The organism is Polaromonas sp., assembly GCF_010365105.1.
Classification (GTDB): domain Bacteria; phylum Pseudomonadota; class Gammaproteobacteria; order Burkholderiales; family Burkholderiaceae_C; genus Polaromonas.
In genome coordinates, this window is record NZ_JAAFGZ010000019.1 from 36,620 (window position 1) to 58,166 (window position 21,547).

Consider the following 21,547-nt stretch of genomic DNA (forward strand, 5'->3'; position numbering starts at 1 on the left):
TCATTGGCGGAGAAGCTGCTCGACAGCTTCGAGCGTTTGATCCATGCCCTGCGTATTTCCAAATTCCTTGATGGAATGGGCGATCAACGGATTTGTGTCGCCACCTCGATACGGGTGCGTGACGATGTAAATGTTCCCACCCGAGTCACAATTTTTGCCCTTCTGGCTGCACTCGAACAGGATGGATTCAAACTCCGCCGTGACATTGCTTCCCTTCGCGTTGACGCTCTTCGCTTTCATCAGCACGACCTTCTCATTCGGGCCGCCTGGATCAATTTCAACCATCGTCAGTTTCCCGGTTGTGAGCTTGCCCAGGTTCAACCCCTCAATCAGCGCCAACCTGATATGTTGTCCTTTCTTTGGTACCTTCACTGCAGGGCCACCTTTGTCCAGCGGCGTCTTTGACGTTGGAATGCGCGCCGGCACGTCAACCGTGCCTGCCAGTGGCTGGGTCTTGTCCGGGCGCGGAACGATCACCGGGTCTCGTGGAACCATGACCGTGTCCTTTCCTGAAACCTTGCTTCCGTTTCCTTTTGGTGGTCCGCCTCGGGCGCCGTCTTTAGAGCCACCTGCAGTCGCAGTACCCGTGCCTCCAAAGAATCCCAGACTCAAGCCAAGCGCAAGCGCCAATCTTCCGAGCAGCGTTCCGAGCATCGCTGCGATCTTCCCGGGCAGTGTGCGCGAGCCCCAGGCGACGATGGCACCAAGAATGGCCAATATCGCTGCCCCGGGAACCCAACTCGGCATCATGAAGGTGGGCTGTTGCGGCTGATCACGGCTGGGTTTGCGGTTGCCTCTGTTTGGCTTATCTTTGCCCTTATCGGGCTGATCTTTTCCTTTGTCCAGTTCGCCATCGCTCTTTCCTTCACCGTCGCCCTTGCCCTTGTCCTGCGTGTCAGAAGGCTGATCACCTGGTCGCACATAAATTGGCGGCACGGGAGGCTGCTCATCATCAGGGCGACGACACCGGCAAGACGAGTTGCGGACCAGTTGTGAGAATGGCGGCTCGCAATAGTATTGGTACAAACCCGGCTCGGTGATCTGCACCATGATTGTTTGCTGCGGACAACCCGGCGGATTCAAAGGATTATGGAAATACAGTGGTCCGGGCGGCGACGTATCCGGCATCCTGAATATTTCGTCGTATTCACCACTCAGCAGCATTTCGCGTGCGTAGTCCCTCAGTTGAGTGCGTCCGATGTCCGCCTGCCGTCCAGCATCGTCAAGCGGCTTGATTTCCCCAATGAACAGTGCGTGCTGTCCACTCCGGCGTTTTTCGTAGGAAAGATCGATTCCTGAGTTGGGTATACCTGGTACGGGACGCTCAGCGACCATGTCGGGATTCATCGCAATGAATGCACTCTGGACTTCAGCGTGCGAAATGTTACCGGCGGCCCTGCCGCCAGGATCGTTCATACAGATGCCACACCCAGCGGCGCTGCCGCGGGGCTGACGCTGCATCCGCGCTATGCTGCTCGTTGACCCTGACTGTTGCACCACATGTGCCAACTCATGGGCGAGCAGGTGCCGCCCCTCGTTCGATTCGGGTGCGAATCGGTTCGCCCCAAACACGATGTCATTACTGACGGTGTAGGCATTGGCATTGACATCCAGGGCCGATTGCTCGGCGGTCGCATCGGAATGCACCCGTACCCGTGAAAAATCGTGGCCAAAACGTTGCTCCATATCGTGCCTTAGCGCCGACTCCAACGGTCTGCCTGGCCCAGCAAGTACTCGGTTCACGCTGGCGGGCATCGCGGCAACAGGCTCGCCCGCCTGCCCGGCGAAGCGCTGGATATGCGGCGCAGCAGCGCTGACGGCCGCATTCGCCGGCGCGGCCAGCACTTGGTCGGCCACGTGGTCCGCTTCCTTTTCGAGGGGGCCGTTGCTTGCGCCGATGGCCAGGCGGTACGGCATGAGTTTCAGACCTTGGCATTGCGCGCATGCACCGCTGAGCGATGCGCCCGATGCGCCGCAGACGCATTTGCGCTGCAATAGAAAATCAGCGCGCGGTTTGCTCGCTTGCGACGCTGGCCGGGCAGTCTGCAGGTTCTTAGTCATAGAGCTTGCGCGGCGCGCCAGAGGGCCAGCAAGATAGGCGGGATCGCGACGTCATCGGCAAAACCGCCTACGAAGTCGTCGGCGACCAGTGCGAGCACTGCAACGATTCCAGCCGCGAGGACGAAGGCGGCAACTTCGGGATGCTTGGCAAAAAAATCACGGGCGGCGGCGTCATAGTCAACAATTTTGTCTTCGATGAGCGTTTTGACAAAGTTGAGTATCAATCGGACTTGCGAAGGCTGCGGTGCCGCTTGCGGCGCTGGCGCCTGCTCTTTCTTTTCCTCTTTCTTCTTGCTGGGTTCCTTCTCGGTTTCTTCCTGTTCCTGCCGTTTGCGCGGAATCGGGCAGCCGCAACCGCTCTGCTTAAGGCTGGCGAAGCTTGGATGGCAGTGATAGCCGTAAACGCCGCCCACCGGTGGATTGACAAATAGCGCTTGCACCGGGCAGTCTGGGGAGAGCGTCGGGAAAATGGCTGGCGGCAGCAGCTTGGTCAGCGGTTTGACCACCGAGCCCGGATACTGCGAAGAAATCATCCCAAGGTATTTACCGATCTGTAATATGCCGTCCTCATAGCCCTGCGCATTTGCCGGCTTGATCTCGCCGATCTCGAACCCTCCCGGCACCGCAATGGCCAGGTCGAGACGACCGTTTTCGTCGTCAGCGCTGTGCAGGCCAAGCTCGACCAGGCCCAGCGGATAGAGCGTTTCAAATTCCATCTGGATCAACGCGTGCGCTGCCTTGCCCGCATTTGCTGGCGTACCGTAGCAGATGCCACATCCCCCGGCAGGCTCCGTGCTCAGAAAGCGCCGCAGCACCGTGGCACCAGTGCCCGACTGCTGCACCACATGCGTCAATTCATGCGCAAGCAAACGACGCCCCTCATGCGTCCTCGGCGCAAACCGCCCCGCACCAAACACTACGTCGTGCCCCACCGTATAAGCATGGGCGTTCACGTCATACGCGGATTGCTCTGCGGCTCTGTCGGTATGCACTCGCACCCTCGAAAAATCGTGGCTGAAGCGCTGCTCCATGTCCTGCCTGAGCGCGGGCTCCAGCGGTCTGCCCGCGCTGGAGAGGACGCGGTCCACGCTGGCCGGCGCTTGAGCCGCCGCCTGTCCGGCAGCTTCCCCGGTGAAGCGTTGGATCTGCGGCGGCGCGAGGCTAAAGGCGGAATGATTCGGAGCCGCCAGCACCTGATCGGCCACCTGGTCCGCTTCCCGTTCCAGCGGGTCATGGCTGGCGCCGATGGCGAGCTTGGTCTGCAGGCGCTTTTTTCCTTTGCACCCGGCGCATTCGCCGGTCAGCGACGCCGTTGGCGAGCCGCATGCGCATTTTCGCTGCAGCAGCAAGCCGGCGTGGCCTGGATGACCCGGCGGCTTGGGCCTGGCGGCCAGGCGCTGCAGCGGTGCGGCGGTGTTCATGGACTGATCTCCCGGCCGATCCCCTGCGCCACGCCCTCGCCGACGCGCTGCGGACTTGCACCTTTTTCAGCCGGGACGCCGCTCACTTGCATCCGGGGTACATCGCCCATGCCGCGCAAGCGCGAAGCCGCATCGCGTCCGGACAACACCCGCTCCAGCTCCGCCTGCAGCCCCTGCCCGACGGCATGCCGGTCCTCGGGCCGGAAGCCCCTAAGCACCAGGCAGTCGATGTGAACGATCACGCGCGTCATGCCCACCCCCGTGTCTCGGCGTCGCTCAAGGGGCGCTCGCGCTTGCTGGCTTCCTGGTGCGCCGCGTGCAGCAGGTGCGCCATCGAGACCGGCGCCTGCAGCTCGGCCGCGCGGAACGCGGCGTTCAGGGCGATGTTGCGGATGCTGCCGCCGGTCACGCTCAAACGCGCCAGTTTGGCGTTGTCTATGGCGCCCTGAGGCATGCTCGCCGGAAAGGCGCCGCGCCAGATCGCCTCGCGCAGCGCCTGGTCCGGAAACTGAAATTGCACCACAAAGCGCAGGCGGCGCTGAAAGGCAGCGTCGAGCGCAGACTTCAGGTTGGTCGTCAAAATGGCCAAGCCCCGGTACGACTCCATGCGCTGCAGCAGGTAGCTGACCTCGATGTTGGCGTAGCGGTCGTGGCTGTCCTTCACTTCGCTGCGCTTGCCGAACAGCGCGTCGGCCTCGTCGAACAGCAAAATGGCGCCGCTGTCCTCGGCGGCATCGAAGACGCGGCGCAGGTTCTTTTCGGTTTCCCCGATGTACTTGCTGACCACCGCAGACAGGTCGATGCGGTAGAGGTCAAGCTGCAGCTCGCGCGCCAGCACCTCGGCTGCCAGCGTCTTCCCAGTGCCACTCTCGCCAGCAAACAGCGCGCTGATGCCCAGCCCGCGCATGCCCTTGTCGGCAAAACCCCAGTCGAGGTAAACCTTGAGCCGGTTGCGCACATGGGCCGCGATCTCGCGCAGCGTGGCCTGCTGCACCTCGGGCAGGACGAGGTCGTCCCAGCCTGCGGCGGCGTCGATGCGCTGCGCCAGTTCATCGAGCCGCGCGTGGCCCAGGTTGCGGCAGGCCGAGCGCATGACGCTGGCGGGCTGTTCGCTGGCGACCAGGAGCGGCGCCAGGCGCTCGCCTTCGGCCTCGATGGTGCGGGCGCTCAGCCTGAACTGGCCGGCCACCAGGTCGAGGGCAGCGTCGAGGCTGGCGTCGAGTTGGCCGTCCAGCGCGCCGTCGGACCGGTCTGCTCCAAGGCCCAGTGCCTGCCGCCACAGCCGTTTCTGTTCGAGCGCGCCGGGCTTGTCCACCGCAAAGCGCAGGCTGGCGCGTTCGAGGGGCTGCGGCTGGCGCGCGCCGACGAACACCAGGCCGCGCAGCGATTCGACGAGCCGCAGGGCGGCATCGGGCAGGGCGTCGGCGCCGCAGCGCAGCAGCAGGGCGCTGCCCAGCAGCAGGGCTTCGCGCTGCCAGAGCGTGGCCAGCGCGTCGATCTCGGCGTGGCCAGCCGGCACGTCGTCCGCACGCAGCACCCGCAGGCCCAGGCCCAGCATGGCCGCGACCTCTGCGGCCACATCGGCCTGCCCGGGCGGATCGTCGCCCAGCAGCCACAGCAGCGGAGCGTCGCTGGTGTCTTCAAGTGCCAAGGCATCCGCGATGGCGCCGCAGACCGCGCGGTGCGCCTCGCCCATGACGGCCGGCGGCGCGGCTTCGCGCAGCAGGCTGTGCAGGCGAAGGTCGAGGTAGTTCACACCTGCCAGGTAGTGCAGGATGCGCTCGTCGATGCGCAGCCGCGCGCGCGCCAGTCCAGCCGATTCATCGACCTCCAGCAGCCGCCAGCGCCGCAGCGGTCCGACCGGCGCCAGTGCGCTCCAGTGCGGCGACGCCAGAGCCGCCAGCGCCAGGCCAAAGCTGGCGCCCTGCCGGCGCGGCTCGCCGTAGGCCGTTTCGCATTGCGCGGCGAGTTGCGCATCCATCTCCACCCCGGCGCACAACAGCAGCACGTCGCGCTCGAAGGCGCTCAGGCCAAAGCTGTCCGCCAGATGGTCGATGGCGGCCGGGGCCGGCATGGCGGCGCGGGCCGCGTCGAGCGTCGAAGCCAGGGCCTCGGCGTCATCGGACGCGCCCAGCCGCTGCCGGAGGCGGCCCAGCTCGGCCGCCATCAGCTGCTGGTTGGCGTCTGTCCAGGAAAGGGCGGCGGGCGTGGTCATACGGGCAGCTTGATGCGGTGGCTGAAAAAGACCGGCGGCCGCGCGCCGCGGTCGATGGCGATGCTTTCGATGCCATCGACCTTGAGCCGCAGCAGCGGCGTGGCACCGGCGGGCGGCGCGTCGGCAAAATTGAAGTCCAGCGCCCCAGTGCTGGCGTTGAACGGCTGCGCCGGCGCCTCGCGCGTGTCCATCAGCAGCGCAACCTTCTGGCCCACGCGCACTTCGGGCTGGAAGCCGATGCGCAAGCTCAGCGTATTGCCCGCGCTGCGTGTCATCGCCACCGGAGGGAAAGTGATGACCGGTGCCAGAGCCACCGGCAGCGGGTTGCTGGTGCGCGGCGCGGCTTCGCCGGGACGCAGCACGCGCAGTTCTAGGCGGTACAGGCCCGCTGGCAGGCTGGCTGGCAGGCTGGCCGTGAAATTGAGCACAGTGTCATCGCTGCCGTCGGGCAGCGCAATTTCATGCGCGAGCCTAAACACATCATTGCGCAGCACCAGGAAGCGGCTGGTTCCCGCAAGGTGATGTCCGCGCACGGTGGCCAGGTCTCCGACCTGCAGCGTCGAGGGCGTCTCGTGCGCCGCCACATTCACCGACTCCAGCGTCGGGTAGGGCGGCACCAGTCCGGGCGTGACGACCACGCCCTCTTCACGCTCCGGCTCCCCGGGGATGAGCGGCGGGATGCGCTGGCCGCGCGTGAGCACCGGCAGCGGCGACACGGCGGCTGCCTGCGACTCGATCAGCACCACAGACACCTGAAAGGCGGCGGTCGGGCGGTAGTGGGCCGTCAGCGCCGACCACAGGCGAGACATTTCCTCGGCATTCATCGCCGTGGGCGTGATTTTCAGCAGCTCGACCTGTTCCGCCAGGTCTGCGCTGCGCAGCGCCTGGTACACCGTGGGCAGCAGCGCGCCGCTGACGGGCGACGGGTTTAGCGCGGCGCGGATCGCCGCGCGCGAGAGCACCGGGTTGTCGTGCAGCAGCTGCATGCCATAGCCCAGCAGCACCTCCGCCTGCAGCTCGGCGATGCCGTAGGCCGTGAGCAAATAATGCAGGTCCAGCGCCAGCGGCGGGTTGCGAATGCGGCGCCCACTGGCGTTGGCCGAAGGCAGCTCGACATTGCGCCAGGCCGCGTTGGGAGTGACCTGGTGCAAAAAAAGGTTGAGCCTCGGCACGGCCCCGTCGCCGCTGATCGGCACCATATCTGGCGCCAGCGACGACACCAGCACCCCCGCGCCCAGCGCGTCCGTGACCTGGTGGTCGATCAGCCCGGAGTCGAGCAAATCCTTCAGCACCGCCGACACCCCGGCAATCGCCAGCGCGTTGCTCATGGCCGGCCCCCCTGGCTTCCGTGCAGGTAGTCGGCCAGCGTCACCGAGGGCTGGCGCGGCACCGGACCGCGCGCTGGCGCAGGCGCTGCAGCGGTGTGGGCGACCACCTCGATGCGGCCGATCGTGACATGGACCACCGGTCCGTTGTCGTGCGGTATGGGGACGCGCTGCGCCAGGCTGGCATCCGAGAGGGGCCAGGCCTCCTGCGCCTGGGCTGGCGGCGCGCCCGCTTCCTGAAGCACTGGCACAGCCGGCATCACCTCAGCCGCCGGACTCGTGGCCTGGGTGCTGACGGGCCTGGCGCGCCCCGCGTTGTCGCCAGCCCGGTCCTGAACGGCGCGAGAAGGCGGCGGCTCAGGCGCGCCCGGTGCTTTGGCTGGCACAGCGGCTAGCGACATGGCCTGTTCGCGCTCGCTTCGCCGCGATTCGCTGGCCAGTGCGACCGGGATGGCTTGCCCCGGTTGAACAGGTGCGACCGCATGGCGTTGCACCGCCATCGGGCTTGCCACGGGCGCCCAGCCTGGCGGTGACCACGGCGAAGCCTCGTCGCTGGCCGGGCGCCGGGCTGAGCGCGCCTCGTCCATGTTTTCCTGCAGCGGATGCAGACCCGAAAAGCGCGAAGGCAGCACCGCCAGCGCGCGCGCGGCATCGGTTTCGCGGGCGGGGGCCAGTCGGCGCAGGAAGTCCATCATGGCTCATCCTCCCGCCGTCACCATTTGCAAGTACGCCGCGCGCCGCAGCGGCGACAGGCGCAGCACCTCGCGCTCGGTCCAGCCGTAGGCGCGCGCCAGCGCGTCGATGTCGAGCAGCACTCGTTCGGCCGCCGCCCTGACCTTGCGCCAGAGCATCTCGCCCACATCGAGCGGCGCCTGCCAGCGCGCCGCGCACTGCGGGCAGTCGAGCGCGAACGACACGCTGGCACCAGGGTCCAGCGCTTCCATCTCTTGCGACAGCGCATCGAGCACGGACTCGGGCAACCGGGCGAGCGCAATGCTTTGGCCTTCATGGGTACAGGCCAGCACGCAGCAGCCCAGCAGGCGTTGCATGAAATTGTGTTCGCCTTGAGGGGCGCACGCCTGCGCGATGTCGGCGCTGCCGGGCAGGCGAAATTCAACCGTGTGCCCGTGCGCTTGCAGGCGATGCGGCGGCGCGGTTGCCAGTCCCGGCCGCATTCGAGCGCTCAGCGCCTGGCAGTCGGCGCTGAATTGCGCCACCGCCTGGCACGCTGGACAATGGCTCAGCAGCTCGATCTCGCGCCCGAACAGGCACGCATGCAACTCGATCAGCCTGGCGTTGCGCTCGCCCAGGGTGGGCGCTGGCTCACCGCTGTCAGGCCAAGCCCGCAGCAGGGCTTCAGCGCGCGCCTCGGCGGGCTGCTTTAGCACGGCTTCCCACAGGGCCAGGAGGGCTTCGGTGTCGTTACGGGCGGGCATGCGGGCTTTCGGGGGTCAGGCTGGCTCGCTAAAGCTCGGCTCGGCGGGCTCGGCCACTTCGTAGTCGCGCTCCCAGCCCTCGTTTTCCAGCTTGATGTGCTGGATCGCCACCGCGTTGGCATTGGCGTCCAGGTCGGGCAGCGACTGGAATTCGGACACCCAGCAGCGGTACACCTTGTAGGCCAGCGCCAACTGGCCAGCCTCGTTGTACACCTCGATGATCAGGTCCTTGCGAAAGTCCTTCAGCGACACCTCGGCGCCCAGGCCGGAGCCGAAGTTCCAGACCTTGTTGGACCACTTTTCGAACTCGGTGTCGTGCGTCACGCCGCGCTCCAGCGTGATGGCCTCGAACTTCGAGCGCCCCGGCGACTTGCGTCCGGTGGACGGGTCGCCGCCTTCGCGGTGCTCGACCACCTCGGTGCTGCGCTTGAGCGCCGACACCTTGCTGATGCCGGCGACATAGCGGCCGTCCCATTTCACCCTGAACTTGAAGTTCTTGTACGGATCGAAGCGTTGCGCGTTGACAGAAAACTGGGCCATGGTGCTTCTCCGGAAAGAGGTTCAATCAGGTGGGAATGTCGCCGGCGATCTGCTGGAGCTTGACCACCACGAACTCGGCCGGCTTGAGCGGCGCGAAACCGATCAGGATGTTGACGACGCCCAGGTTGATGTCGGCCTGCGTGGTGGTTTCGCGGTCGCACTTGACGAAATAAGCCTCCTTCGGCGTGCGCCCCTGGAACGCGCCCTGGCGAAACAGCGTCTGCAAAAACGCGCCGATGTTCAGCCTGATCTGCGCCCACAGCGGCTCGTCGTTGGGCTCGAAGACCACCCACTGCGTCGCCCGGTAAAGGGTTTCTTCCAGGAACAGCGCCATACGCCGGACCGGGATGTACTTGTACTCGTCACCGATGCTGTCCGCCCCGCGCAGCGTGCGGGCGCCCCACAGCACCTGGCCCGCGACCGGAAACGAGCGCAGGCTGTTGATTCCGCGCGGATTGAGGTCGCCGTTTTCGCCATCATTGAGGTTGACCTGCAAACCGACAATCCCGTTGATGGCCGCGTCCAGGCCCGCCGGCGCCTTCCACACCCCGCGCGCCGAATCGGTGCGCGCAAAGATGCCGGCAACCGCCCCGCACGGCACGAAGGTATCGGCCTGCCCCTCACGCATGAAGTCGGACTGGTTGATCCTCGGGAAGAAAAGCGCCGCGTTGCGCGCTGCCGAACCGTTCAACCCGAGGGCGGGCAGGCCGGCCAGCGCGCTGGCGACGGCCGTATCCGGGTTGGCGCTCCATGCGGCCGGTGAATCGACAATGAGCATGGCGCGCCGGGTGACGCAATAAGCCATTGCCTTTTGATAAACCCCGATGGGTGTGTCGCCTTCGCGGGTGTCGGGCGGAATGCACAGAAGATTGAACAAATCCGCCTTGTCCAGTGCATACAGCCCCTTCTTGTCGCCGGGGCTGCCCTGGAAATCCGCCTCCAGCAAGGCTTGGCTGTCGGCCGCCTGGCCTGCCGGGTCCACGTCGATTTCCCCGGGCGCCGGCCTGGAGGCCAAGGGCTTGCCGGCCACCACCCTGACCAGCGACGATTCACTGGCCAGCACTCGGCTGACCAGGCGGGTTGCCGTGGATGCGCTGCTGACATTGCGCATGCGTTCGCTCTTGCCGGTCGCCCTGTCAGTCACGGTCAGGTTGTACAAGGTAGGGTCTGCGCTGCCATCCTCGTCCTTGGGGCGGGTGTCGTGGTCCACCTTGACCCGCAGCCCATTGCCCCACGCGCCCGGGGTGGCGGCTTCCAGGGTCAGCACGCCGGGGAAAGTCAGCCGTGCCCGGTTGATGGGTGCCGCCTCGCCAGCTGCCGTAATGACGGCGGCGGCAACGGAACTGGCCGCCGCAGCGGCGACGCTGGTCGCATCGGGCAGCGGCAGGGAGAGCGTCGCCGTCGGACTGGCGCCACCGCTCAGGGTGTTGCTGCTCAGCACGATCAGGGGCTGCGGGCCGGCCAGCGTTCCGCCGAAGGTGATCAGGAACGAAAAGTCCGGGGACGGGCCACCGCTTCGTGCCACGCTCGAGACATTGCCCGCGCCAATGCCTGCCAGTCCTTCCAGTTCGGTCTTGAGGTCGGCCTCGCTGGTGCCGCCGGTCAGCGTGGCGAGTGAGATATCGGCCGTCTCGCTGCCTGCAAAACTCAGCTTGATGGCGCCGCCGGTCGGACCGCCCGAAATCACCATCCGCTGCGCGGTGGTCATGTAGGGCGGTTTCACCGATTCGGCTTGCGCCGCGTCAGCCACTTTCTGCGCCGCCAGACGGGCCGCCTGCCCGGGCGTGCCAGCGGTGGCGACCTGTCCATTTGCTGCAGCAGCCACCGATGCGGCTGTCGCCCCGGCAAGGCCGGCAGCCGCTGCAGCCGCCGCGCTGACCGCGTTGGCAGCGGTTGGCGCCTGGGCCGTGGCGGCGGCCAGCGCAGTGGCGCGCTCGGCATCGCCAGGAAAGAAGGGCTTGTAAAGTCGCACGATCAAGGCCTGCGCGCCCCCGTTGCCAAAAAAATCCTGCACCGCGTAGGCCAGGGTATGGTCTGCCGCCAGTCCGCCAAACAGGCGCTCGAATTCGCCAAAGCTCCTGACCATGGCCGGTTCATTGACCGGTCCACGCAAGGTGCGGCCAATAAAAGCCGTGATCGAGGTTGCCACGCCGGTGATGGTGCGAACGCCGCTTTGCACTTCTTCAATATAGACGCCGGGATAGGTCAAGGCCAATGGCATGGTGAAGCTCCTAGTTGCTGGTGCGCGCAAAAAGACCAGTCAAGGCAGCAGCATCGCCGCGCGAGCCTGCTGCTGCCGGGGTGCCGTCATGCCCGTGGCGATGACGCCTGCCTTCCGTTTTTTGAATACAGCGCCGTTCCGTCGGCCAGCCTTTCCTCGCGCAAGGCACTGCGCGCCACCAGTTGCCGCAAGGCCGATTGCACCTCGGGCAAGGTAGCTTCTGCACCACGGTCGTCCAGCCACCAGCGGGCTACACCCTCTGCTGAATCAGCCGCATGCGGATTGCTCGCAAGATATTTAAGAAGTGCACGTTCAAGGTCAATATCGTCCATCTGATTTTTAGGATCGTTCAACGATCCTCATGTAAAAGACTCTTAACACTTAATCCAGCAAAGCCCATGCCATCCCGATGACATAACTCACCGGCTTCTCAGGGCGCGCGATTTGACTACGAATGCCAAACAACGGTGGGGCATAAAAGACCCACCCTAAAAATAGGCTGCGGTTTGCCTCAAACCGCAAATTGTCTACTTCAACACGCCTCGAAACCTTCTACTGCGCAGACGCCCAGCTGTTCAAGAGCGAAGCGAAAATCAGGTGGGCATAAACTGACCCAGGTGGGTGCTATTTCTACATCTTCCGCATGCCGGGCCAGCACTGGTTGTTAACCTGTACGCAAACCGATTTTCCAAACTGAAGCACACCAGTACAGGCGAGCTTTTAAAAAAGTGGGGTGGCTGGGCTGATGCGGCCGACCAAGCCGATCGCCGTGGCACAGATGCTGGCGACTTTGACCCCAGGGATCCTGCGAAGTGAGACCATCGCCAAGATTTGGTACGGTAGCCAATCGCGCAGCCGAAGAGAAATCTGGTACTTGGAATTAGCTTGGGCTATATCCCTAAGATAATTGTCAATTCAACCGGAGCTGTTGCCGCAAAAGCCGTTTTTTACCTTCGAGAATCGAGTTGTGGAAACAGTTCAAGCCGGGCGGCCATTTCGAGTCTCCACTCATGCGAGTTTTACCCCTTGATTCGATTTTCTACCCTGCCCCGTCTCGCAAATGATTGAAGAATGACCCACGCTTCCCGATCCGCCGTCCCCCTGAACCGTTTTGTGCGCCGCCTCGGGCCGCACCATTTTGCGCACCTGCGCGCCGTCAGCGAAGGCCTTGACGTCGCGGACTGCGCCCGGCGCTATCTGGGCATCGAGCATGGGCAAGAGGCACGCACGGCGCACCAGCAAGCGGTCGATGCGGTGCGCGCAGTGGCACGGCGCCGGGGGGAAGCCGCCTGGCGCCTGGTCGGCCTGAGCATTCGCCTGCAGGCGGGGTCCGGGCGCCCGCTTCTTGACGATTTCGTTGGCCAGCGCGGCCTGGAGGGTTTCTCCGAAACCGAGGTACTCGAACTCTACAATGCGGCTTATTCGCCAGAGCGAAAAGCGGTGCGCAGCCAGCGCCTGCGCGCACGCCAGCTCGCGCTGCTGCGCCGCATGGAAGGCCTGGCGGCCGAAACCCCGCAGGCGAGTGACTTGGTGGCGGGCTGGTTCGATGACGTCACAGCAAGCAAGCTGATGACCGCCGGGCTGACTTCACTGGGCGAGCTGCGCGCCCACATCGCGGCGGGGGGCCGCTGGTATCGCACCCTCCCCGGCATCGGGCAGGCCAAGGCGCGGCGCATTGCCAGCCACCTGGCCACGCTACTGCCGGGTCAAGCCCGTCCCATCAAGCCGCTGTTTGCGTTGCGGGCGGCGCCTGGTTTTTTTTCCCATCCTACCTTTTCAGCTCAGCCTGGTCATGCCGCTGGCCATGAAGCCGTCCTTGAGACCGTCCACGGCCGTGCAGATTCTGTTGTCTTGGGAGATGCGGCGCTGACCGGCCGACCGCCCTCCTCCCCTTCGCTGCTGCCAGCGCGCAACGATGTCGAAGCGGTCCAATGCTGGATCCGCGCCCGGGCCGGCTCCGTGGCCACGGCCAAGGCATACCAGCGCGAAGCGACGCGCTTGCTGCTGTGGCTGCAGTACGAATGCCGGAGCGCCACCTTGGCGCAAATGTCGGTGGGCCATTGCAGCGACTTCATGGCTTTTTTGCAGAACATTCCGCACGCCTGGATTTCGCGCGAACGTGCGGCCCCGGGAACCATCGGCTGGGCGCCCTTTCGCGGAGCCCTGTCGCACACCAGCCATCGCCAGGCGGTCACCATCATCTCCTCGCTGTTCACCTGGCTTCAATCCGCGCAGTACCTGGCTGCCAACCCCTGGCTGCTGGTGAACCAGAAAACCGGCGATGACCGCAACCACAGGATGCTCGACACCAAGGCGTTCAGCGAGGCGGCCATGCTCGAAGTCCTCCGGTTCATTGACGGCCAGGCGCCTTCTGCCTCGCGCGCCCGGATCCGCTTCATCCTGCGCTTTGTGGAGGCCGTCGGGCTGCGCTCGGCCGAGCTGCTGCAGGCCCGGCTGGGGGACCTGCGCATGGAGCCCGAGGGCTGGGTCATGCAGGTGCACGGCAAGGGCGCGCGAAACCGGATTGCCGCAGTGCCCGGTCAGGCGCTGGAGGCGCTGCAGGACTACCTCGAAGCCCGCCAGCTGGGCACCATCCAGACCGCGCCGCCCGCAGCGCCCCTGCTCGCGAGCAGCCTGGACCCGATGGCCAGCGTAGGCTACCAGGCGCTGTATGAGCATGTGAAAGGCTGGCTGACCCGGGCGGTGCGGGCGTCCAGCCTGCCAGCGAACGAGCGGGACAAGCTCGCCGGGGCCACCACGCACTGGTTTCGCCACACTTTTGGCACCCGGGCCATTGCGCGCGAGGTACCGCTCGACGTGATCCAGGCGCAGATGGGCCATGCCAGCATACAGACCACTACCGCTATCTATGGACGGGCGCCCATCCGGCGCCGGCTCGATGAACTGGGCAAGGCGTTCAAATGAGTTAAGGTCAACGCAATAAAGCCCGATACACGATAGCGTTCAGGCCAAGCCAGCATCACCAAAAGTCGCAGCCACCGTCAAAAGCTCCTGGTCGCTGGGCTGATTCCAGTTCGCGCCAAACGCAGCCTCGGCATAAGTCCCGAGGAACTTGGACTTGACTAAAGGGTGCTGCCACCCATCCTTCCTAAGACGCTTGATGATCTGCGAGTGCAGCCCAGCCGCTTCCATGGCATTGATAACCTGTTGGGTCAGTGCATCTTGCTCGGGAGCGGACATAGCCTTGAAGTCCGCTTCAATGACGGCAAGCCGCTGGGTACTCCAAGCGTTTCGCCAAGCAAGCTGGCGTTGAGTTTTGGAAGCCAAAGACTGGCTACTCGTGGGCATAGCCTTGGCAGCTTTTTCGCTTGCGGTACGCGTCGCCTGGGTAGCATGTCCCGGCATGATAGATACCAAGTATCGAGTGGGATCTCGCACCGGCTCTGGATAGGCAGACTGCACGCGCCTAGACAGTTCTGGCAACGCCGTGATCAAAGCTTCGTTACCGTAGGTCTCCACAATATGCTCGATTCGCTCATCCGGGATACCTAATTGGCGCGCAATGTGAACGGATTGTAGGTCGGCTTTTTCAGGCGATTTTCGTAAGGTACAGGCTTCCTGCGCCTTCTTTTTTATGAAAAACTGCACCTCTGAGATGTAACGACCACGTCGATGTTCCACCAACTCAATATCAAACGGCGAGACAGCGTTGACCTCGGCGACTGCAGGCTTCAAAGTGTCTCGTTTGAAAAAAGAATACTCGAGTTTCTCCAGCCTGCTGGCGTCTGGTATGCGGCCTGTCATAGGATCGTGCCACCAGCGCCAAGGCTGGCGTGGACTGCGTCCTATGTTCTGATAACGGCAGGCCAGTTCATATAAAAAGAGTGCTGGGTGGGTGCGTAGTTGAGAGACAACTTCCATTTTGATACGAGCAAAGATGGTCGGGTTCAACAATTCGCTTCGCAGGTTAACAGCAAAAGACCAGTCAACCCAGACCTCGGCGCGTTGCTTCCTGATCTTGCAATGCGCCAGCAAACCGCAAGCTTCCCAATCGATGCCCTCCCCCGTCGTAGGGGACTGCCATTCGACTACCGTTGAGATCATTGACTTCAAATGCTTTTTGATCAGGTTCAAGTCGTTCGAGTCGTATTCAAGCAAATGAACGATGTCCGAAAGCGGGGCGGTATGGACTTCGCGGTCATGGCCTGCTTCCTTGTCATTCTGAGACAGGTGAAGTAGGACATTGTAAGTTTTGCGAGCTAGGGCAGAGATGCGCTCACTCTTGGCCGTGATAGCCAGCGCCGTGACGGACTTTTTCAGGTCAATATCTCGGATGTGCGGCTTTTTGGCAGCGTCTATGGACTTCATGATATCGACTGTAACGCAGCATTGCTTTAGATGAATCATCAAATTCATGTTAATTTTAACGGTGTCGTGGTACACGCCTAGCTGTATAGATGAAGAAAATCACGTGAAATTTTCCTGAAACATCTCATGTGAACCAAGAAAATTCAGGCCTTCTTCCGCTTTCCTGATCCCAATACGGCTCTATTTAAGTACATCCAGCATATGTAAGAAGGTTGAGTCGTTTTCCTGTATCCACCCTTCCCTTATCCTGAATACACGCGAAATTCCCCTGTATCCCCTGCAATGAGCTCCCGAAGTAGCTCGAAATCATCCTGAAAAAGCTCCAAAAACCGCCATAAGTCTTTGATTTTATTAAATATTTCCTCTCCCAAATGTATTTATAGGTATTGAAGGGATATAAACTTAATAAACCCAACAACGACTGTGTTAGCGCTGAATTTCTCCAAGTTAAAGCCTTTGCATGAGAGGAATCAGGATTTTTAGTGAAAAAGTTTGCGCAAATTCAATTCGTAAACGAAAATTACGCACACTCGCATAGTGCGTGTACTTACATAAAAGATAAGCAAATGAAAACTGTTAGTGAGAACTTGTTGCAGCCCATGACCATGAACGACATCGTTCAACAAGCAGCTAGGGCCAGCGATATGGTCAGTGCGGTCAGGACAACTATGCTTGCGCCAACTGCGAAAAAATTGAGTCCCACATACAACCAGACGGAAGTCGCGACGCTTTGTGGAATGGACCGTGGACCTTTTGCCTACAGGATGAAAAATGACGAAAGTGGCAAACTTCCCCAAGGCGTGTCAAAACCAGAACGTCGTGGGAAAGAATTTACCTTGGCCGAAGCACGGACCTGGGTAAGGGAAGTACGCAACGATAAGCTTCGGCCAGAAGGTGCTGAAGCGGTTGTAATCAGCATTGCGAATTTCAAAGGGGGAGTTGGAAAATCCACCACAGCCATGGCATTGGCGCAAGGTCTATCCTTGCTCGGGCACCGCATACTGTTGATCGACGCAGACCCTCAAGGTTCGCTCACCACACTGACGGGTTTGCTTCCTGACTTGGACGTTGAAGACAAGGATACATTCTTACTACTCGTTTCTGGAGAGGAGGAGTCGATTCGCTACGCGATCCGGCCAACTTACTGGGACGGCATTGACTTGGTAGCGGCAGCACCATTGCTCTTTAGCATTGAATTCACGCTCCCTTCACGGCAAGTGCGCGAAGAAGGTTTTGAGTTTTGGAATGTATTAAATCTCGGCATTGACGAAGTGCGTGAAGACTACGATGTCATCATCATTGATACTGCCCCTGCTCTGTCGTACGGTACTGTCAATGCGTTGATGGCCAGCAACGGCATTATCATGCCGCTGCCACCCAATGCGCTTGACTTTGCTTCTGGCGCGCAGTTCTGGAGTTTGTTTGCGGACTTGTCTGAAAGTCTGGCAGGCAGCGGACGTTTGGACAAGACCTACGATTTCATTAGCGTGCTTTTATCACGCGTTGAAACAGATGCAGCAAGTGCAATGGTCCGTAAGTGGATCATTTCCACCTATGGTGACAAGGTACTGCCAGTTGAAATTCCAAAGACTATTGTTACGTCGACATCGAGCGCAGAGTTCGCTACCGTTTACGATATTTCGCGATATGACGGATCAGCCCGTACCTACAAGCGAGCACGTGAAGCCTATGACAGTCTGGTCGCTTATGTCGAGCGTCTAGTTCACGCTGTTTGGCTTCGTGATTCCACTAATCGAAAATCGGGATTTAACTGACCATGGCACGCAAATTATTTGAAAAGGGTGATTCGATCTCATTGCCGGCAGGGATTGGTGCAACGCATCTACAAACATCTAATGCGAGCCGTCCACGTACGGCCATCGGCGGAATGGCTCAATTTGTAGTGGATGAATCCAAGGTACGGCTTGAACTTGAGTCATTACGAGCAAAGTATGAAAAGCATGAAGGTGCAAAGCCAGCACGTCTGCTAGACCCACGAAAAATCAAGCCCTCACAATGGGCAAATCGGCATGAAGATTCTTTTTTATCGGAAGAATTTATCAATTTGCGAGCTGAAATTGAAAATGCGGGCGGCAACGTCCAGGCGATTAAGGTGCGACCATTGTTGGCTGAAACGGTTGAACAAGAGCGTCGCAAGGACGCTAAACGGCTTGCCAAGCTCTCTGAAAAAGGGGGGGTTGAACCGTTCAACCCCCCCTACGAATATGAGATCGTTTTTGGACATCGACGCCATCGGGCTTGTCTTGACTTGGGGATTCCAGTGCTTGCGTTGATCGAGGAGACAACGGAGCAAGAACTTTTTATCGACATGGATCGAGAAAACAGGCTGCGCGCCGATCTCTCGCCTTGGGAGCAGGGAATGATGTACGCTAAGGCATTGGACAGGGGTTTGTTTCCTTCAAATGCGCGTTTGGCGTCTGCAGTTGGTCGCGATACGGGTGTAATTGGCAAAGCGCTCGCCCTAGCTAGATTGCCTTCAAGTGTTGTGGATGCCTTTCCCACACCGCTGGAGATTCAGTACCGCTGGGCCAAGCCGCTGACAGACCGGTTGCTTGCAGATCCCGAGGCTGTAACTCATCGGGCTCGAGATTTAAAAGGCTCAGAGAAAAATTTTTCTGCGAAAGAGGTTTTTGAGTTGTTAACCTTGGAGCCGGCAATATTTTCTGATGAAAAAAACCAACCCGTTTCAAAATCTGAGAACCTGGTTACAAAAGTGGACGAGTTATCTGGAAAAATTTTAATCGGTCATCGTGGCAAGAACATGGCCACGCTTTCCACAGACAGTAAAGGCCGGGCGATGGTTCGTTTTAAAACAGCTATGACTTCCAGCAATCGTGAAGCGCTGGTCAAGTTGATCCAGGAGTTTTTTGACCAACAGTCTTGAGTTGCCGCAGTTAATCTATCTACGGCAATATCGCCTCGATTTAGCGTTCAGATGAACGTTTTTTCAACTCAACCACTCGCCTCTGGACCGGCACTCAGCCAAGAATCGCAGTGATGGTCCGGATGCTCGCGTGTCCGATCTGTATATGACTCACGTCGAGCGGTACTTCGCACCCGATCGCCCTGATGCTAAAGGTGTGACTCAGCTATTGCTCAAGCCCACTGAAGTCTTAATTTTTACGGCTCGACTCCCAAGCTCAGTAGTCGATTTTTCTGAAGACTTTACAGGGCCAGATCAATAGGGCGTAGTCGCCAGCACCAGCCAGGTCCTGTGTGTTCATAGATCGCTTGGTAGCCGATTGGCGTCATCGTATTAACTAGCAGGGCGTTCAGACCACGTGCCAGAAGGTAGTTTTCCAGCGTAGCCAGTGCCTTGTCCCCCCTTAGCCGCCGGAGGCATCCTCAAGCGCTCTCTTGGAGCATCGTTTTGTGCAGCAGCAGAGTTGCCCGATGGCGCTTGTGATGTCATTGAACCCACTCACGACCGGTTTGTTGAGCTGCGGGGTTTCGGCTTTCAAGCTTTCTAACCGTCTCAGCCGTTCGAGCTGGCGCGCGGGCTGGTGCTGGCTGAGCACGACCAGGCTTCTTGGCAGCGCGCGGACAACTCGTTGTCAAAATCCCGTCCAGCCCGTGCTGCTCCGTGAATGTCTGCAGGGCAGGGCGCGTGCTGTCCGCGATCGGGCGCAATCCGGCCACGCGCCAGGCGGACTGGCCGTGGCGGCGTCTACGGTTTCGTGGTGTGCGCAGGTAGGCGACTTGGCGGGGCCCGAAGCGGCGCACCAAGCGCCCGGCAAGGGGTGCCAAAAAGAGGAGGAGGGCGAGCAGGTGGCGGTGGTTCATGGGCTGTTGCTGCGCCAGTCATCAGGTCATGAAGGCGTTGGCAGGGTCAGGGTAGCGCGCCTGGCCAGGCGCGAGGACTAAAACACTGCCCACCAGAACGCGCCAGGCGGGTCGATCGGGCCGCTGTCAAGGGTAGTGGCAGGGCGCACTCACAAAGCCGCTGGCGGGGCTGCCATTGCATGCCAAGTTGACCGGGTGGTCCAGGATCAAGGCGCAGGTCGCGCATACACCGGCCCTGTACCCGCGAACATCCCAGGGGATTGCGAACGGGCACAGGGGAGTGCCAAGTGCTTGTCAGGCCTGGATTATTTCATGATGTGCCCGTGGGATCATGTTTTGACCGGGAAATTTCACCCTGAGATAATGCATCTTATCTTAGGTTACAGTGCCAGGAAAACCTGAACACGGCGTTCATTCACCGTTCAGACAACTAAATTTGACCCTACTTTGCAACTAAATCTGGCCCTACTTTTGACCGAACTCTGACCTTGCCCCTGGATTGCGTATCCCATAGCCGAGCTCATGAGTTGGCTTGCCTGGCAAGCCATTCGCTTTCGAATTGCATCGGGCTGACATAGGCCAGCGTTGAATGCAGCCGGGCCTTGTTGTACCAGAGCAGCCACGCGATGGTTTCGTCCTTGGCGTGGCGCCGAGTTGCGAAGCGTTGGCCGTGCAAGCGCTCGACCTTCAGTGAGCCGAACAGTGTCTCGCTGCAGGCATTGTCCCAGCAGTTCCCACGCCGGCTCATCGAACTCGTGATGCCGTACCCCTTGAGCACGTCCCTGAAGGCGCCGCTGGCGTACTGGCTACCCCGGTCGCTGTGAAACATCAAGCCGGCCTGCTTGTCCGGCTGGCGCCTGAACCAGGCCATGCGCAGCGCGTCAATGACGATGTTTGATGTCATGTCGTCCCGCAGCGACCAGCCCACCACCTGGCGGCTGAACAGGTCAATCACCACGGCCAGGTAAAGCCAGCCCTCATCGGTCGCGATGTACGTGATGTCGCCGACCCAGGCTTTGTCGGGCTCGGTCACGCCGAACTCGCGGTTGAGCAGGTTAGGCGAAACCGGCAACTTGTGATTGCTGTCGGTCGTGACCTTGAAGCGCCGCTTGCCTTTGGCACGAATGCCGTGCAGTTGCATGAGCTTTTGCAACCGATGCTTGCCCACCGGCACGCCGCGCGCTACCAGCTCGCGCCAGATGCGCGGCCAGCCGTAGGCGCTGCGGGTCTCGGCGTGCAGGGCCTTGATATGCACTAGCAGCGCCTCGTCGCTCAGGTGACGGCGCGGCGCGCTGCTGGCACGGCGCACCAGGTGCGCGCGGTAGCCGGCTACGCTGACCTGCAATACCCGGCATTGCACCGAGACAGGCCAGGCATGGCGGTGACGATGGATAAAGGCGTACTTCAACTGTGGCCCCTGGCAAAGTACGCCGTCGCTTTTCCCAGGATATCGCGCTCCATCTTCACGCGCGCCAGCTCGGCCCTGAGCCGGCTGATTTCCATCTGCTCGGCGCTCACCGGCGCTTTACTGTCCGCTCCCGTGAGCTTGCCCTGCCGATGGGCCTTGACCCAGTTGAACAGCGTCTGGTCGACCACCCCCAGCGTTCTGGCCACCGCAGCTATAGTTTTTCCACCTTCGACCAGCCTGACGGCCTCTTGCTTGAATTCAAGCGTGTAGCGCGCCCTTGATGTTTTCGTCATTTCCGTTTTCCTTGTCTGAATTGAATCACTCAGCAAGGGATACGTTTTTCAGGGGCAAGGTCAATTTGCCTAAAAGACTACCTATCCTTGGCCTAAAAAGGTACCTGGATGGACCAAGGTAGTTATGGGATGGTGCGCATTGCTCTCAAGCGCAGGGGAAAACCAGTTGTCGACCCGAAAGGCAAGACTAAAGGGAAGGGCGAATAGCGCATTTGCTGCACACTTTTAGGCCAAGCGACACCTCGGGTAGCTTTTTACGCCAAAACATTTGGCCTGATTCAGACCCTGATTTTTTCAGAGGTCAATGAAATCAACCGCTTGCATGCTCTAGCCAGGTAGTGTTTTAGGCAAATGAACGTTCACATATAACTGTTGTCAGGTTTCACATAAAAACGTTCCTTGTGGTGGTCAAGTCTTTTCGGACAGTTCGATAGGGTTTTTGGTTGCCGATTGATGCTCGAAAGCAATGGGTGACAAGTTGCCCAGTGTTGAGT

15 protein-coding genes are annotated in these 21,547 nt (G+C 61.1%); 3 read left to right on the forward strand and 12 right to left on the reverse strand.

Translation table 11 applies throughout. The features are described 5' to 3' along the window. The 10 genes from GZ092_RS13735 to GZ092_RS13780 form a co-directional block, all read right to left on the reverse strand. Complete coding sequence (locus tag GZ092_RS13735; RefSeq protein ID WP_293637196.1) at positions 1-2,061, reverse strand: DUF4157 domain-containing protein; 2,061 nt, start codon at positions 2,059-2,061, stop codon at positions 1-3. Next, positions 2,058-3,482 carry a DUF4157 domain-containing protein gene (locus GZ092_RS13740; protein ID WP_293637197.1) on the reverse strand — a complete coding sequence of 475 codons (1,425 nt, stop codon included), beginning with the start codon at positions 3,480-3,482 and terminating at the stop codon, positions 2,058-2,060. Before GZ092_RS13740 ends, GZ092_RS13735 begins: the two co-directional genes overlap by 4 nt. Further along, a complete protein-coding gene (locus GZ092_RS13745) occupies positions 3,479-3,733 on the reverse strand; it encodes a hypothetical protein (RefSeq protein ID WP_293637198.1) in 255 nt (84 codons plus the stop codon). Before GZ092_RS13745 ends, GZ092_RS13740 begins: the two co-directional genes overlap by 4 nt. Beyond that, on the reverse strand, positions 3,730-5,697 hold the full coding sequence (locus GZ092_RS13750; protein WP_293637199.1) for an ATP-binding protein: 1,968 nt from the start codon (positions 5,695-5,697) through the stop codon (positions 3,730-3,732). Before GZ092_RS13750 ends, GZ092_RS13745 begins: the two co-directional genes overlap by 4 nt. After that, on the reverse strand, positions 5,694-7,025 hold the full coding sequence (locus tag GZ092_RS13755) for a DUF4255 domain-containing protein (protein WP_293637200.1): 1,332 nt from the start codon (positions 7,023-7,025) through the stop codon (positions 5,694-5,696). The genes GZ092_RS13750 and GZ092_RS13755 overlap by 4 nt, the downstream gene beginning before the upstream one ends. After that, positions 7,022-7,717 (reverse strand): hypothetical protein, encoded by a 696-nt coding sequence (locus GZ092_RS13760; RefSeq protein WP_293637201.1) that lies wholly within the window; start codon positions 7,715-7,717, stop codon positions 7,022-7,024. The genes GZ092_RS13755 and GZ092_RS13760 overlap by 4 nt, the downstream gene beginning before the upstream one ends. A 3-nt stretch (positions 7,718-7,720) precedes the next feature. After that, positions 7,721-8,458, reverse strand: a complete 738-nt coding sequence (locus tag GZ092_RS13765; RefSeq protein ID WP_293637202.1) for a hypothetical protein — start codon at positions 8,456-8,458, stop codon at positions 7,721-7,723. Between the two features lie 15 nt (positions 8,459-8,473). Next, the gene (locus GZ092_RS13770; RefSeq protein WP_293637204.1) at positions 8,474-8,998 is read right to left on the reverse strand and encodes a phage tail protein; all 525 of its coding nucleotides are present in this window, start codon (positions 8,996-8,998) and stop codon (positions 8,474-8,476) included. Positions 8,999-9,023: 25 nt separating this feature from the next. Next, entirely contained in the window at positions 9,024-11,219 is a 2,196-nt protein-coding gene (locus GZ092_RS13775; RefSeq protein ID WP_293637206.1) for a phage tail sheath C-terminal domain-containing protein, read from the reverse strand. A gap of 86 nt (positions 11,220-11,305) precedes the next feature. After that, positions 11,306-11,551, reverse strand: a complete 246-nt coding sequence (locus tag GZ092_RS13780; RefSeq protein ID WP_293637208.1) for a hypothetical protein — start codon at positions 11,549-11,551, stop codon at positions 11,306-11,308. A 739-nt stretch (positions 11,552-12,290) separates the two neighbouring features. On the opposite strand from GZ092_RS13780, the gene GZ092_RS13785 reads away from it, so the two are divergent. Further along, positions 12,291-14,144 (forward strand): tyrosine-type recombinase/integrase, encoded by a 1,854-nt coding sequence (locus GZ092_RS13785; RefSeq protein WP_293637210.1) that lies wholly within the window; start codon positions 12,291-12,293, stop codon positions 14,142-14,144. A 39-nt stretch (positions 14,145-14,183) separates the two neighbouring features. Here GZ092_RS13785 and GZ092_RS13790 read toward each other — a convergent pair whose 3' ends face one another. Then, positions 14,184-15,623, reverse strand: a complete 1,440-nt coding sequence (locus GZ092_RS13790; protein ID WP_293637211.1) for a RepB family plasmid replication initiator protein — start codon at positions 15,621-15,623, stop codon at positions 14,184-14,186. Between the two features lie 524 nt (positions 15,624-16,147). On the opposite strand from GZ092_RS13790, the gene GZ092_RS13795 reads away from it, so the two are divergent. Together GZ092_RS13795 and GZ092_RS13800 are read left to right on the forward strand one after the other, a co-directional pair. After that, a complete protein-coding gene (locus GZ092_RS13795; RefSeq protein WP_293637212.1) occupies positions 16,148-17,323 on the forward strand; it encodes an AAA family ATPase in 1,176 nt (391 codons plus the stop codon). A gap of 2 nt (positions 17,324-17,325) precedes the next feature. Further along, entirely contained in the window at positions 17,326-18,453 is a 1,128-nt protein-coding gene (locus tag GZ092_RS13800; protein ID WP_293637213.1) for a ParB/RepB/Spo0J family partition protein, read from the forward strand. Positions 18,454-19,872: 1,419 nt separating this feature from the next. Here GZ092_RS13800 and GZ092_RS13805 read toward each other — a convergent pair. Beyond that, positions 19,873-21,053, reverse strand: a protein-coding gene (locus tag GZ092_RS13805; RefSeq protein ID WP_293637214.1) for an IS3 family transposase whose coding sequence is annotated in 2 segments (ribosomal slippage) — positions 19,873-20,795 and positions 20,795-21,053 — 1,182 coding nt in all. Because the reading frame shifts where the segments join, the coding sequence is not laid out codon by codon here. Positions 21,054-21,547: the final 494 nt, after the last annotated feature.

Bases quoted from the DNA above. Each gene is read 5' to 3' on its own strand.
- GZ092_RS13760 (WP_293637201.1), bottom strand. From the start codon at position 7,717: ATGATGGACTTCCTGCGCCGACTGGCCCCCGCCCGCGAAACCGATGCC.
- GZ092_RS13735 (WP_293637196.1), bottom strand. From the start codon at position 2,061: ATGACTAAGAACCTGCAGACTGCCCGGCCAGCGTCGCAAGCGAGCAAA.
- GZ092_RS13775 (WP_293637206.1), bottom strand. From the start codon at position 11,219: ATGCCATTGGCCTTGACCTATCCCGGCGTCTATATTGAAGAAGTGCAA.
- GZ092_RS13795 (WP_293637212.1), top strand. From the start codon at position 16,148: ATGACCATGAACGACATCGTTCAACAAGCAGCTAGGGCCAGCGATATG.
- GZ092_RS13780 (WP_293637208.1), bottom strand. From the start codon at position 11,551: ATGGACGATATTGACCTTGAACGTGCACTTCTTAAATATCTTGCGAGC.
- GZ092_RS13785 (WP_293637210.1), top strand. From the start codon at position 12,291: ATGACCCACGCTTCCCGATCCGCCGTCCCCCTGAACCGTTTTGTGCGC.
- GZ092_RS13750 (WP_293637199.1), bottom strand. From the start codon at position 5,697: ATGACCACGCCCGCCGCCCTTTCCTGGACAGACGCCAACCAGCAGCTG.
- GZ092_RS13755 (WP_293637200.1), bottom strand. From the start codon at position 7,025: ATGAGCAACGCGCTGGCGATTGCCGGGGTGTCGGCGGTGCTGAAGGAT.
- GZ092_RS13800 (WP_293637213.1), top strand. From the start codon at position 17,326: ATGGCACGCAAATTATTTGAAAAGGGTGATTCGATCTCATTGCCGGCA.
- GZ092_RS13765 (WP_293637202.1), bottom strand. From the start codon at position 8,458: ATGCCCGCCCGTAACGACACCGAAGCCCTCCTGGCCCTGTGGGAAGCC.
- GZ092_RS13770 (WP_293637204.1), bottom strand. From the start codon at position 8,998: ATGGCCCAGTTTTCTGTCAACGCGCAACGCTTCGATCCGTACAAGAAC.
- GZ092_RS13740 (WP_293637197.1), bottom strand. From the start codon at position 3,482: ATGAACACCGCCGCACCGCTGCAGCGCCTGGCCGCCAGGCCCAAGCCG.
- GZ092_RS13745 (WP_293637198.1), bottom strand. From the start codon at position 3,733: ATGACGCGCGTGATCGTTCACATCGACTGCCTGGTGCTTAGGGGCTTC.